Raw genomic sequence first — 14,588 nt, forward strand, 5'->3', positions numbered from 1 at the left:
CTAAAAAAACAGGTTTTTCTCTCCCACTTTTACGTTGGAAGCATCACCTATGCGCAAAATGGATACACCTTTGAAGGCCCCTTTCAATTCTACAGGTACATCAAAATAAATGATCTGGCTGGCCCCGGGCATCATGGATATCGCAACAGGGGTGAGCTTGCTTTCCTGTCCTGTGGTTTTATGAATAAATTCAAATTCCACCATCGCATCACTTATAATGTTCCCGGTATTTTTAACTTTAACAGCAATTTTTTTACCCGTATTACTTTTGCCAGACGATAAGGTATCTATCGCTACAAAATCGAGGTCCTCGGTTTTATTAGCTGCAGGTGTAAAGTACACATGCAGGGCAAATTCAAAAAGTACTTTAATGCCTACATTGTTTTGTTTCAGGTAACGGTCTTCCTGTTTGGCAATTTGAGTAAGCATCAACATCGAGTTACTGATAGAATCATTCTTAAGATGACGGGGTACCTCCATCGTCGCAATCAGCTCCTGCGAGCTGCCGGGAGGTATATTAATGACATTGGCTGATGTTTTTATCCAGCCGGCATTGCTACTAGTAGTGCTATTAGGGGGTAGGTAAACCTTCTGGCCGATTGAGTCCCTGTACCAGTCATTTAATGACACATTGAATGCTACTGCTTCCTTGCCGGCATTAGTAATTACTATTGATTGCTTCTGAACAGAACCTGGCTCACCCGAAAAAAATAGCCGGGTAGGAGATACCGTTATTCCCTGACCATAAATAGCGGGTGACAGACCAAGCATCAGCAGAATGATTACTGCTGATGAGTATAAATGTTTAGGCATATTAGAGGGCTTAATTTTGCCTTGTGATAAAAGGGCTAATAATATTAGGGCTGAGAGAACGTATAAACAACAACCTGCTGATAAGTTCCAGAAGGCTTACCGAGTATATTGGCCTGAGCTTTAGCCGCCGGGATCTGGTATTCAACGTTAATAGTTTTGATGCCGGGAGCTACACCGCTTAAAATAACCTGCTCTGCATCGCTCAATGTTACCGTTGAGGCTGTACCGCTACCCGGAGCTGTAGGAACGATATCTACTACATTTACAGGTATCACGTTGGCCGGAGTGGTAGCATGTACAAAATTGGTACCCATAGCCTTCACGGTAACCTGGAAAGTTTTGGTAGCCGTAACCTTTAAGTGGCCCGGTTGGTTAACAGACTTAATAGCTGTATAAGATGCCGCATCAGGATACTCAAACAAAACCTCGGCGCCCGCACCGGGTGTTTGGCCTGTAGTGGTTCCGGCTCCGTTCTCAGTTGTAATAAAATCTGTAAGAACGATTTTGACATTGGTTGACGAGGTAGCCTGCGAAAATGCAGCACCCGAGATAAATACACCGGATAGGGCCAGTGCTGATAAAAGGATACACTTTTTCATTGTGTTGCTTTTGAGTTTTAAATTATTGAGGACTTATTGTATAAATAATTGTGTTGGAATAAACACCGGAACCTGCTTTTACCAGGTACTCTTTGGCGTGTTCGGCAGGAATGCTGTAGCGTATATCAATGGCGCTCTTAAACAGCGGCTTACCTTCCGAAATAAGAGGTTGGTTGAGGGTGCTTAAACGCTGGACTTTTTCTATAGCTGTTCCGTTTAAACTCAGGTCTGTGTTAATGATCTCCACGGTTAAAACAGAGGAAGGGAAACTTCTTCTGCTCTGCTGGTTGTAAAATACCGGGAAAGCAGCACGGGCAAAAAGATTGTAATCAACAGTGGACGTAACCATTAAGTTGGACCTGATTTCTTTATTGATGCCTGTTTCTATATCGTTTTCATTATTGAGCTCCAAAGTAATGATCTGTCCCTGTGTTGTAAGGTTACTTACCTGGAAGAAATCCCGTATCAATACCTGCATATCTGCCTTAGCCTCTACGTGCTGAGACGCAGCCGGTAAAACAAATAACGCATAGAATATTACATGCAGAAGCTTAACCATTAGTATTAAAACTTTAAAAGCTATAATTCCAATTCGCTATTGATTACTATTAATGCTACAAACCGGTATTTCAAAAAAGGGACAGGTGAATTTAGGGGCTGTGTATTTTGAGGGCTTAATATGGGCTTGTTAATACAAAGTTAACCTACTAAGTTGTTAAATAACATATTAGTAGCAGATTTTTTTTAATAAGAGATAGATAAACAGCCAGGCTTCAACCCGTTCGTTCTTTAAAAGGGTTGATAATAAATCAACTAATGGTGACAAATAAAAGATCTTTCGTAGGGTTGCCACGATATTTCTTGATTGGCGACAAGCGGGTTAACCTGGTTTATAATTGCAATGACCCTTAGTGCAAAAAAAAGCCGGGGTTAATAACACCGGCTTTTCAATCAATATTTTGTGCTTTTAATGTGCATGCGCCAGTGTAGGATGACTCAATTGTTTCAGGTAAGACACATGAGAAATTACCGCATCTTTTACCTTTTTATATTCTATGTATTGTACGTTAAATTCGTTACAAGTAGCAGTAATGATCTTATTGATCCTTGGGTAATGTATGTGCGAAATTTTGGGGAATAAATGATGCTCCACCTGGAAATTTAAGCCGCCCATAAACCAGCAGGCCAGCCTGTTTTTGGTAGCAAAATTAGCCGTGGTTTTAAGCTGGTGAATAGCCCATTCATCATCAATTTTATTAGTTTCGGCATTAGGCACCGGGAAGTGCGTATGCTCTACCGTATGCGCCAGTTGAAAAACAATGCTCAAAACAAAGCCCGCAAATAAAGCATAGCTTACAAATCCAATCGCCCACGGACCAACACCCACCATTACAATAGGTATTACAACAAACAGGCAAATATGAAGCAACTTAAAACCCCAGAAAGTCAGGTGGTCCTTCGTCGTCATTTTCTTCAAAGGAATGTCTCCTACTTTTTTTCTAAAATATTTTTTGTAGTCAGAAACAAATATCCAAAACAGGTAAAGCAACGAATAGGCAAGCCAAAAATACAGGTGCTGATATTTGTGAAATTTATAATGTTTTTGGGTTTCGCATAATCTTAGGAATGGTTTAGCATCCAGGTCGTCGTCGATGCCATCAATATTCGTGTAGGCGTGGTGAATAACATTATGCTTCATCTTCCACATAAATGTATTCGCACCTAAGAAATTAAGCGAAGAAGCTGCTACCGTATTAACCCAGGGTTTACTGCTAAAGCTACCATGAGCGCCATCGTGCATGATATTAAAACCAATGGCAGAAGTAAAAAGGCTTAGGATCAGGCACTCTAAAATAGCCCAACCCGCCGGGGGCGTAAAAAATACAACATGTACATATAACGCTAAAAAACCTACCACCAGAAACATGGCTTTAGAGTACAGCCTGAAATTACCGGTACTGGGCTTTCCCTGTTGCTTAAAATAGTCATTGATACGCGTTTTTAAAACCGTATGAAAAGAGGGCGGAGGTGGCGTAGCAAACTTCGGTACTGACATTCAATAATAATTTCTGTGGTTGTTTAAGGTTGCAAAGATAATTATTTTTATGCCGTCAATAAGGTAAAAAAATGCAAAACTGACAACAATCAGGTTTCATGTAAAATAAGCCCTTCCAGGTTATTTAAACCGATATGTTTTTGAGTAATATAGGCTTCGGCATACTTAACACCGATACGTTTACCCATCATGCGCATACGGGCTAAAAGGCTCTCTTTAAAATCGGGAGTAGAAATATAGGTTTGTGGTCCGCCCGTTTCGCTTTCAGTAGTATGAAACTGAGTGATATACGCGTCAATTGACTTCATTTTGGTGTCCACCACATCGCTTACATCTATTAACAAATCCGGTTCATGATACCAATCCTGCATATATTGTAAAAAATAACGGGGGCGCCATTTTTCCTGCGGAACACCTTCATCATCAACAGTTTCTATTTTGGCGAGGCCTGAAAGAAAACAGGCATCGCTGATCAGGTTGCCCGCTCTGCCATGGTCTGGGTGACGATCCGTCAAAACATTACCCAAAATAATCTCCGGGCGGTATTTCCTGATGGTTTTTATCAGTAATAATTGATGATCTTCGTCATTTTTGAAAAAACCATCACGCATTTTCAGGTTTTCCCGCACCGAAACACCCAGTATTCTGGCAGCGTCGGCAGCTTCTGTATAACGCGTTTCAACGGTACCCCGGGTACCCAATTCGCCCTGTGTCAGGTCAACAATACCCGCTTTTTTCCCGCGTTGTATTTCTTTTAGTAGTGTACCCGCACAACCTAGTTCAACATCATCCGGGTGAACGCCTATGGCCAGAATATCTAATTTCATGGTTTACAAAACATTTATTGCAGACAAAAAGTTTGATAGGAAGAAAAAATCCCGCTAAATACCTATTTCCACCTGTACCATGGCATTTAAACGGTTTTCAAAGGCATCATCCAGTTCCTCCGATTCGCCCTCGCGGTCGTCCAGTCCTATATATCCCTGTATCTTGAATTTATGCTTATTGAAATAATGAGAGTATCCTATTGCTTTGGTATTGAGTTTATATTGGTAATCCTGGAGCGCTTTATGCGGACTAATGGTAGTATAACGCAGGGTGATCTCATCTTTTTTAGTAAACAGCTTACTACCCTGTACGTTAACGGCAATGCCCGCCGGCATTTTTAGAAAAATAAGCTGATCATTGGGCCGCGTGCTGAAGTCATCTACTGAAAATCCATCTACTTTACGATCATAGTATTCACCAAGAAAAGCCCAGCCCCTGTATTTCAGCACTGCATCTGCCATAATAGTACGGATATTCGCAAGCAACTCTTCCTTTTCATTATAGGCACTAAACATAGGTTTACCCAACTGGCCACCCGTGCGATTGGTTTTAAAGTTTTTGGTATAGGTAAATCCAAAAGATACTTTGGGTGTTTCCTCAAAATCCAGGTCGCCTTCAAAATAATCGCCCTTATTTTTAAAATGCCCGAAAGGCATATATTCCACACGTCCTGTATAAGCCAGTCCGTGAACGGTGGCCAACTGGCCCCGGCCGTCTCCCGAGGATACCGCAGTTCTTAGCTGGATGATATGGTTTTTAACTTCAAAGTCTTTGTCAATAAATAAACCAAAGTCCCGATCTACTGTAAAACGGTTGTTAGCTATTGAGCGGTCGGGCATCTGTAATTCTCCGGAGGAGTTTACCCTCTCTCGGTTCCCCGGCAATTTGGTTTGACCAAAACCAATGGACCAGGCTTTACCGGGTTTATAATAAAATACAGCGTCCCGTACAATTTGAGGAGCGCCGCTTTCGAGGTCCATGTCCCGGTTGGCAAAACCCAACTGTAGTTTATACTCAAGTTTGGGTGAAATAAGAAAACCTTCAAACCGGAGACGAAGGCGTCTGATCTGGGCTTCAAATCCCGCTTCGTCTTCATCATCCAGCCGGCTTAAATAGCCTGCACGTAATTGGGCGCGAAATCGAAAGGTCATCAGGAAATGATCCCCCTTTCTAAATTGAAGCCCTTTTTCGTTAAATGCAACTGTTGTTTTTTCTTTTTGCGAAGTATCTGTAATCATCTCCTGCGCATCCGCAAACGAACTGAGCAGAAGACTACTTACCCAAATTATTTTTTTATGAATTTTCATGGTTTGCAAAGAAACGAAAGATTGATGATTGACAAACCCTGACCGGTTTTGCAAAATTGATTTTGCAAACTTTTTATTATCTTTCGGATGATTGTGTTGTCAAAGTTTTTATATATGAAAAAAATATTGGTTTTTTTGTTGTTGATTTTCAGCCAGTACATTAGTGCACAGCCCATAGTTGAACTGAAAGCATTTAAAGCCAACGGCGCTTCAGTAACCACGGATAAAAAATTAATTGCGGTTAAATGGCCGAACGGCGCGTCTGCTTTCTCCCGCGTTGTGCTTGATCTTGAAAAAGATCAACCATTGTTTTATAGCATAGGTGAAGAAGCTATGGGGCGCTCTGTTGAAATTGTGAAGGGGTTAGATCCTGCTTTTATACTGAGGCAAGGCAAAAGAACCTTAAGTCCTTCAAGCGGAGGATGGGATGTGTTCTTTGATAAAGTACCTGACAGGCCCTACACTACAGAGCTGATACGGTTCGATAAAACGGAGGCTAGTGTGCATACTGCCGGATCTTCAACCGTAATAAAAATCAATAAAATTTCTTCCAGGGATTTTTCAGGTCACCTTGAAATTACATTCTATAATGGAAGTCCTTTATTCAATATTGCAGCCGTAATGGCGACCGATAAAGATTCAACAGCCATTTTATATGATGCCGGACTGGTTAACAAAAAAGCCTTGTGGAAAAACCTGGCTTGGTCTGATGTGAAAAATACCATGCTAAGAATGGAGCCGGCCGTCTCAACACCTTCAACCAATGTAGAAGTGAAGTACCGCACGGTGATCGGTGAAAATGCAACGGGAAGCCTGGCGGTTTTTCCTGCCCCGCATCAATACTTCTACCCGCTGGATGAAGCATTTAATTTAAAATTCACCTGGTATGGAAAAAACTACCTGGACCTGGTACCAGATTTTGGAATAGGGATCAGGCAGGAACCCACAGGGGACAGGAGGTTTGTGCCCTGGTTTAATGCTCCTCCGCAAACGCAGCAGCGATTGAACTTCTTTTGCCTGGCCAGCAGTAAAAATGCAAAAGCTACCTTAGAGCTGGTAAAGCAGTTCACCAATAATGATGTGTTTCCACAATTAGCCGGGCATAAAAGAATGGCTACCCATTTTCACAATGAGTTTATAATGGATGTGGTATTGAGTGGTAAACCTGTTCCTGAAAAACCAGAGTTTGTTGATGTGCTTAAAAATGCAGGATTAGATATTGTAAAGCTCGCTGAGTTTCACGGCCCGGGGCACCCCAAAGGACCAGACTCAATAAGGTTGGTAGAGCTAAAAGCATTATTTGGGCAAACCCAACGCTTGTCTGACAGCAGCTTTCTTTTGCTCCCGGGGGAAGAGGCTAATAATTTTTATGGTGGACATTGGCTGGCGTTTTTTCCCAAACCGGTTTACTGGATCATGTCAAGAAAAGAGCAGGCTCCTTTTGAAACAAAGGACTCTCAATATGGGACAGTGTACCGCGTGGGTAATAAAGAAGAAATGTTGAAGTTGCTGGAGCAGGAAAAAGGGTTAGCCTGGGTGGCGCATGCGCGTACTAAAGGTTCAACCGGCTACCCGGATAAATATAAAGACGAAGCTTTTTTCAAATCGGATACTTACCTGGGTGCAGCCTGGAAGTCAATACCGGCGGACCTTTCATGGCCTAAGCTGAGTGAAAGGGTATTAAAGCTGGTGGACGATATGGCCAATTGGGGGCATAAAAAGCATGCGATTGCAGAATCGGATATTTTCACCATTACGAATCAAAACGAGATGTATGCCCATTTGAATGTGATCTATTTGAAATTAAATAAACTGCCTGCTTATGAACAAGGCTGGCAGCCCGTTTTAGATGCCATGCGTAATGGAAAGTTTTTTGTTTCCACAGGCGAAGTGCTGATCCCCAACTTTACCATCAATGGAAAAGAATCCGGCGATGTATTGAAATTGTCGGGCGCAAAAAAGGTAAATATCGAAGCTACTTTGCAATGGAATTTCCCCATGAATTTTGCGGAGATTGTTTCCGGTGACGGAGAAAAAGTATACCGCGAGCGCATCAACCTCAACTATACAAAGGCTTTTGGTAAACAGCAATTTTCCTGGCCGGTAGATCTTTCAGGTAGAAAATGGGTGCGCCTTGAAGCCTGGGATATTGCCGCCAACGGGGCTTTTACGCCTATGATCTGGCTGGAGTAGCCAAGAACGGGTTGCCCCTCCTCTGACAATACTATCAAGAATTATATATAGCCAGATTACTGTGGCATTTTTTCTCTGGAAACACGGTTCAATGCTTTGTTATAAAATTTCCAGTTCTCATCCCTGAAAAAATCAAATTGAATATTCGAAAGCTGGTGTTCACTTTTAAGCGATTTGATCAAGGCCTCTACTTCCGGTTGACTGTTTACAGCGAGGTAATCAACTCTTGACCCTTTATAGAGTTCTCTGTAAATATAATAGTGCGTAATTTTATTATTCTCCATTTTGTTCTCAATAAAAAGTACAGTGTTCTCCATACCCTCCATCTCCGCTGCAGAAGGTAAACCAGCTTGTTGGAAGGGGAACCGCTGTGTTATCTTTAAAATCACCGGGAACTCAGTTTTCTTTAAAAAGTAGCTAAAAGCAGTATTGATGACAGTTATTTGAGGATAACCATTAATAATAGAATCTACTACTGAAAAATCTTCAGGCACTTTATAAGGATCTGATTGGAGCGCTTTGCTTGGGTCGGCGTTCCCTACATCATATCCATCGTAAACAATATGATACCTGTTCGCAATGCTGTAAAGTTTTTTATTGAAATCGAATAAGGATTGTGGTGAATTCGTTTCAATCCTTTCCATATGTAACCACCATAAGTCGGATGAATCGGCTGGGTAAACATTTACATATCGCAGGTTTAATTCTTTAAGTGAGGAAACTGCATTTTGTAAATCAGCTTTGTTTTTTGCATTAAAAAAATAACCGTAAAGAAGTAGCGTATCGGTGTTGATACCCTGAGACTGCATCCGGTCAAAAAGACTTTGTATAGTTTCCAGGGATATCTCATTTTGAACAGTTTTCTGTCCCGAAGTCCCACAACCAAAAAATAATAATGCAATGACTGGAAGGATCAAGTTTTTCATAGAATTCATTGGTGTAAAACATATTTAATGCAACTTCCCTTTAATCTCCTGAAGTTTCAACAAAGCTTCCACCGGCGTTAAACGGTTAATATCGATATCAGTAAGCAATTGCCTGATCTCGTCAAAAGTCTGGCTATGCGCATCAAAAATAGATAACTGGAATTTGGGGTCGTTCAGGCGTTTAACTTTTTCGGAAAGATCTGTATGGAGTGCTTTCGGACTATCTGACTTTTGATCTTCCTGACTTCCGGGTTGTCCTTCCTCTACATGCTGGCTTTCCAGTTGCGTTAAAATTTCATTGGCCCGTTGAATCAGGGAAGCAGGCATGCCTGCCATTTTCGCTACATGAATACCAAAGCTGTGCGTGCTACCGCCTCTTGCCAGCTTTCTTAAAAAGATGATCTTATTAGCTACCTCTTTATTGGTAATATGGTAGTTTTTGATACGGGGAAATTTCTCTTCTAATTCGTTCAATTCATGGTAGTGAGTAGCGAACAAAGTTTTAGGCTGGTGGGGAGATTGATGCAGGTGCTCTACTATGCTCCAGGCAATAGAGATACCGTCATAAGTAGACGTGCCGCGACCAATTTCATCCAGCAGTATCAGGCTTCGCGGGGTAATATTGTTGATGATAGCAGCGGTTTCATTCATCTCCACCATAAAGGTACTTTCCCCGCCGCTTAAGTTATCCGAGGCTCCTACCCGCGTAAATATTTTATCGGTTAAAGATATCTTAGCTTCTGTGGCCGGAACAAAACTACCGATATGCGCCATTAAAGTGATCAGCGCGGTTTGCCTTAACAAGGCCGACTTACCACTCATGTTAGGTCCTGTAAGAATGATGATCTGCTGATCCGTTTTATTGAGCTCCGTATCGTTATGTATATAACTTTCGCCAACGGGCAGGCGACGCTCGATAACCGGATGCCTGGCTTCTTTCAGCAACCAATCGTCTCCTTCATGTAACTCAGGTTTCCGGTATTGATAATGGATGGCGTTATGCGCAAAACATGCCAGGCAGTCAATTACCGCCAGTAAGTTACCGTTGGTTTGAACGGGATGGAGGTATTTAAATAATTCATTCAGCAGCTCATCGTATAAACGCAGTTCGAGCACCAATATTTTTTCTTCTGCACCGGTTATCTTTTCTTCGTATTCCTTTAATTCGGGTGTAATATATCGTTCGGCATTGGCCAGGGTTTGTTTCCTGATCCAGTTTTCGGGCACTCTGTTCTTGTGGCTGTTGGTTACTTCGAGGTAGTAACCGAATACATTATTAAAGCCGATCTTCAAAGAGGTGATGCCTGTTTTCTCTGCTTCAGCCGCCTGCATCTTGGCCAGGTAGGCCTTTCCGCTTTGCGATATTTCGCGCAGTTCATCCAGTTCGGCCTGAATACCATTATTAATAAATCCACCTTTAACAGCAACTGCCGGAGGATTCTCCATGATTTCTTTAAAGATCTTTTCAGCAATCTCTGGACAAGGATTTAAAGCCTCACCTATACGTTGCAAATAGTCACTACTATGAGCTGTACAAAGTTCTTTGACGATTTTTACCTGTTGTAATCCTTTGGCTAGTTGCAGTACTTCACGTGGATTAATTTTTTTGGTAGGAATTTTAGCTACCAGTCTTTCTATATCACCACAAAGTTTAATGGCTTGTACCAGCTCATTCCTCAGATCGGTTTCTTTGATCAGCGTCTCTACCAGTTCCAGGCGCTCATTTATTTTATTGATGTCGATAAGCGGAAATAAGAGCCAGCGTTTCAGCATACGGGCGCCCATAGGTGAGGCCGTATTATCCAGTACTTTTAATAAAGTATGATCTCCGTCATTATTACCATAAATCAGCTCCAGGTTACGTATGGTAAATCGATCCATCCATAAAAAGTCATTCCGTTGAATGCTTTGTAGGGAGGTAATATGTTGAAGGTTGGGATGCTCTGTATCTCTTAAATAATGAATAATGGCGCCGGCTGCGGTTAATCCATTTTTTTGCTCTTCAATCCCAAAGCCTTTAAGTGAGTGGGTTTGAAAATGCTTGAGCAATGTATCCTGTGCATAGTTCTCGTCAAAGATCCATTCATCCAGGGTATACACATACATTTTGCCGCCAAAAAACTCTTTGAATTTCTTTTGTTGATGGCGTTGAAAAACCACTTCTGAAGGAGAGAAGCTTTGCAATAATTTATCAGCATATTCCCGGTCGCCTTCTGCTATTAAAAATTCCCCGGTCGACAGGTCCAGGAACGCCAGGCCAAACTGGTTGTCGTCTACGAAATGTATGCCCGCCAGAAAGTTATTGCTTTTATATTCCAGCAGTTTGTCATTAATAGCGGTACCCGGTGTGATCATTTCGGTAACGCCTCGCTTAACAATGCCCTTGGCTTGTTTGGGATCTTCCAGCTGATCACAAATAGCCACCCGGTAACCGGCTTTTACCAGTTTGTGCAGGTAAGTGTCCAATGCGTGATGCGGAAATCCAGCCAGGTCTAAAGACGCTGCGGCGCCATTGTTTCTCTTGGTCAGGGTAATCCCTAAAACCTGCGAGGCGATTACCGCATCCTGTCCAAAAGTTTCGTAAAAGTCGCCTACGCGAAATAGTAACACAGCATCGGGGTATTTTTGCTTAATAGCCTTATGCTGCTGCATCATCGGGGTTTCTTCAATATTCTTCTTCGCTTTAGACATGGGCGACAAAAATAGGGTAATTGAAAATCCCTGTCAATACCCGGGGCTGTTTGGTTGAAAGCTTGTGTAAAACTGGTTGGTTGTCCTGGGCTTAACCGCAATGACGCCGGGTCGCAAAGAAATGGAGCATATCGTTCTCACAGGTATAGCTTGAGGATAGTTAGGGGTTATTTGAAAAATGTTAAGTGTCCGGTATGGATGTTTGCATATTGATTCCCTATTTTTGTATCATGTTCATCACAACTGAATACATATCCCGCTATCAGTTAGCAGCCATTAAATGCAATGGCTTGTGGAACAATATTATCCGCCGCCCTTCTTAATTTCTTACTTCTTATCATAACCTTTTAATGGCCGGGCTGGTCAGCAGCCGGGGAGCCTGTTATCTGCGTAATCAATATTTACCAAAGAAAGCCTGTACGGGCATTCTTATTTTATTTAAATAAACAATGATGAAATGAGCCATAAGAATTTCGCATATCCAAAGCGATGATTACTTGGCGAATTACGTGTGACCATTAAAAAACAAAAAAATAAACACATGAAAACAATCATAGAACCCTTTCGTATTAAATCTGTAGAACCCGTATTTGTAACGACTCCTGAAGAGCGGGAGTCAATTTTAAAAGCCGCATTTTATAACCCTTTTTTGATCGATGCCCGGCATGTGTTAATCGATTTGCTTACCGACAGCGGAACCAGTGCTATGAGCAGCTACCAATGGGCCGGTATGATGCAGGGCGATGAATCTTATGCCGGGAGTAGCAGCTTCTTTCATTTTGAACGTGTAGTGAAGTCAATTACCGGCATGCCTTTTATTATACCTACGCATCAGGGTAGAGCTTCTGAAAAAATACTGTTTAGCATTTTGGGTGGCCCGGGAAAGTTTTTTATAAGCAATACTTTATTTGACACCACAAGAGCTAATATAGAGTTCAGTGGAGCAACAGGTATCGACTTATTGTGCGAAGAAGGAAAGCATCCGGCAATACCGGCGCCTTTTAAAGGAAACCTCGACACTGCAGCCCTGAAGCAGTGCATACAAGAAAAAGGCGCTAAAAATATACCCGCGGTTATCCTGACAATTACCAATAATTCGGGTGGTGGGCAGCCGGTGAGTATGCGAAACATCAAAGCGGTAAAAGCCATTTGTGCGGCCCATCATATACCTTTTTATATTGATGCCTGCCGGTTTGCGGAAAATGCTTATTTCATTAAACTAAGAGAAGACGGCTATCAAAACCGTAGTATAGAAGATATAGCACGGGAAATGTTTTCTTATGCAGATGGGGCCACTATGAGTGCCAAGAAAGATGCGTTTGCTAATATTGGTGGTTTCCTGGCATTGCATGATGAGGCATTGGCGCGGGAATGCCGTAATCTTTTAATTATTACAGAAGGGTTTCCCACCTACGGCGGATTGGCCGGGAGAGACCTGGAGGCCATAGCCATCGGATTAAAAGAAGTGATGGAAGAATCTTATTTGCAGTATCGAATACGCAGCATCGAATATTTAAGTGACAAGTTACATGCTGCCGGAGTGCCTGTAATGCGACCTGCAGGGGGACATGCGATTTACATCGATAGTAAGGCTTTTTTACCACACATACCGGTAACACAATATCCGGGGCAGGCGCTGGTTTGTGAATTGTACCTGGCCGGTGGTATCCGGTCGGTAGAAATTGGCTCGTTAATGTTTGGCAAATATGATGAAGCAGGTGCGCTTGTACCGGCGGCGATGGAACTGGTTCGCCTGGCGATTCCCCGCAGGGTATACACCCAGAGTCATATTGATTATGTGGCTGAAGTGGTGATTGATGTGTTTCAACGACGGGAGTCTATAAAAGGCTTGCAGATTACAGAAGAAGCTCCTTTGCTCAGGCATTTTACGGCAAAGCTGAGACCGGTTGTTTAATCGGGCAGATTGCTTCGAAGGTGCGGTGCAACAAGTAAGCATGTTGCGCTGCTTTTATCGTAATACAGATGGGTTATTGTATTAAGAATAATAAAGAAATCTTTAAAACCCAAAGGGTTGGTATTCTTTTAGAAAAATGTGTAGGAAAATAAATAAACCCTGAAAGGGTGAAAATGATTTTGAATGCCCGGCTTGCAATATTTTTTGAGAGGTAAAATAATATCACCCCATACGGGGTTCTTGTTCCCAATTTGGATCTCGTCTACACCAATGTCATTCCTTTGGAATTGGTAAACATGTTGTTGATCTGAAGTAAATATTTCAATCTGATCTGAAAGTAATTGACGCGGTTGCGTTGTTGACTAATACAGTCTGATGGTAGACTGTTGACAATTAAAAATAGCAGATAACCCAGGTAAGCCTCTGCTCATCTATTATTATAATTTAGGCAGTGCCTTAGTTGCGTTTAAGGATGGTGTTACGTCATAAACAGTATAAACTAAAAATAATGCGGATGAAACCTTACGTGATTGCTTGTTTACTGTTTGTTGTTTTGATGGTAAACCTTGTGGGATGTCGTAAAAAGCCTGATGACGACCCCAAAAAGTGTAAAAACTGTATAGTCGTTTACAAGCCTAATATTTATATCTATCCCAAACAAACCCTGAATCTAAGCGTTGCGCTCAGTTTTCCCAAAGGAGGAAGGGTAGTAGAATCTATTCCCACTTACGGATCTGGCTGGAATGTAACGGTAACACCTGAAGGGAAAATGAATAACCAGTATGATTATTTGTTTTATGAGAGTGAGCAACCCGATGAGTGGCAATATAAAACGGGCTACACGATCGCGCGTGATAGTCTTGAAATCTTTTTTAATGGTAACATGAAAGCCTACCATTTCAAAGCGAATGAGATCAAAGACTTTGTTGATTATTGGATCCCCTTGTTAACCGGTCATGATTACTACCATATTTACCCGCAAGAGCGGCCGGTGATCGAAGAGTTGATCAAAGTGCGCTTTTCGTCAGCACCGGAACATTTTTTAAGACTGTTTTATGTAGTAAAGGGTACCAATACGCCTTCACCCTTAAAACCGCATGCGATAGGCAATACGGTTCCGCGAACGGGGTATCATGCTGCGGAATGGGGCGTGGTTTTGTAAGCGGTGAAGAAGCAAAGACACCCTTTTTTTTCGTCATGGTTGGAGTTTTTCCAATTGATGGCGGAATACAAATACAACCTTCATGCAGATATAAAGAT

General features: G+C 42.0%; 11 protein-coding genes. 3 read left to right on the top strand and 8 right to left on the bottom strand.

Features of this window, described 5'->3' with window-relative positions; translation table 11 throughout:
* From ACLOAU_RS13225 to ACLOAU_RS13250, 6 genes are all read right to left on the bottom strand, one after another.
* Positions 1-813: a hypothetical protein gene (locus ACLOAU_RS13225; RefSeq protein WP_427862339.1), complete on the bottom strand. Its 813-nt coding sequence runs from the start codon at positions 811-813 to the stop codon at positions 1-3.
* A 44-nt stretch (positions 814-857) separates the two neighbouring features.
* A complete protein-coding gene (locus ACLOAU_RS13230) occupies positions 858-1,412 on the bottom strand; it encodes a hypothetical protein (protein ID WP_427862340.1) in 555 nt (184 codons plus the stop codon).
* A gap of 22 nt (positions 1,413-1,434) precedes the next feature.
* Positions 1,435-1,971 (bottom strand): hypothetical protein, encoded by a 537-nt coding sequence (locus ACLOAU_RS13235; RefSeq protein ID WP_427862341.1) that lies wholly within the window; start codon positions 1,969-1,971, stop codon positions 1,435-1,437.
* A 408-nt stretch (positions 1,972-2,379) separates the two neighbouring features.
* The gene (locus ACLOAU_RS13240; protein WP_427862342.1) at positions 2,380-3,468 is read right to left on the bottom strand and encodes a fatty acid desaturase family protein; all 1,089 of its coding nucleotides are present in this window, start codon (positions 3,466-3,468) and stop codon (positions 2,380-2,382) included.
* Between the two features lie 89 nt (positions 3,469-3,557).
* Positions 3,558-4,295 carry a bacillithiol biosynthesis deacetylase BshB1 gene (bshB1, locus tag ACLOAU_RS13245; protein ID WP_427862343.1) on the bottom strand — a complete coding sequence of 246 codons (738 nt, stop codon included), beginning with the start codon at positions 4,293-4,295 and terminating at the stop codon, positions 3,558-3,560.
* A 54-nt stretch (positions 4,296-4,349) separates the two neighbouring features.
* On the bottom strand, positions 4,350-5,603 hold the full coding sequence (locus ACLOAU_RS13250) for a porin (protein ID WP_427862344.1): 1,254 nt from the start codon (positions 5,601-5,603) through the stop codon (positions 4,350-4,352).
* A 114-nt stretch (positions 5,604-5,717) separates the two neighbouring features.
* On the opposite strand from ACLOAU_RS13250, the gene ACLOAU_RS13255 reads away from it, so the two are divergent.
* Positions 5,718-7,796: a CehA/McbA family metallohydrolase domain-containing protein gene (locus tag ACLOAU_RS13255; protein WP_427862345.1), complete on the top strand. Its 2,079-nt coding sequence runs from the start codon at positions 5,718-5,720 to the stop codon at positions 7,794-7,796.
* 56 nt (positions 7,797-7,852) lie between these two features.
* On the opposite strand, the gene ACLOAU_RS13260 is transcribed toward ACLOAU_RS13255, so the two are convergent.
* On the bottom strand, positions 7,853-8,722 hold the full coding sequence (locus ACLOAU_RS13260) for a ribonuclease E inhibitor RraB (protein WP_427862346.1): 870 nt from the start codon (positions 8,720-8,722) through the stop codon (positions 7,853-7,855).
* A gap of 24 nt (positions 8,723-8,746) precedes the next feature.
* Positions 8,747-11,413, bottom strand: coding sequence for a DNA mismatch repair protein MutS (mutS, locus tag ACLOAU_RS13265; protein WP_427862347.1), 2,667 nt, complete (start codon positions 11,411-11,413; stop codon positions 8,747-8,749).
* A 541-nt stretch (positions 11,414-11,954) separates the two neighbouring features.
* Here mutS and ACLOAU_RS13270 point away from each other — a divergent pair.
* Entirely contained in the window at positions 11,955-13,328 is a 1,374-nt protein-coding gene (locus tag ACLOAU_RS13270) for a tryptophanase (protein ID WP_427862348.1), read from the top strand.
* A 514-nt stretch (positions 13,329-13,842) separates the two neighbouring features.
* Complete coding sequence (locus ACLOAU_RS13275) at positions 13,843-14,490, top strand: hypothetical protein (RefSeq protein ID WP_427862349.1); 648 nt, start codon at positions 13,843-13,845, stop codon at positions 14,488-14,490.
* Positions 14,491-14,588 lie beyond the last annotated feature (98 nt).

This window comes from Paraniabella aurantiaca (assembly GCF_050309965.1).
Lineage (GTDB): Bacteria > Bacteroidota > Bacteroidia > Chitinophagales > Chitinophagaceae > Niabella.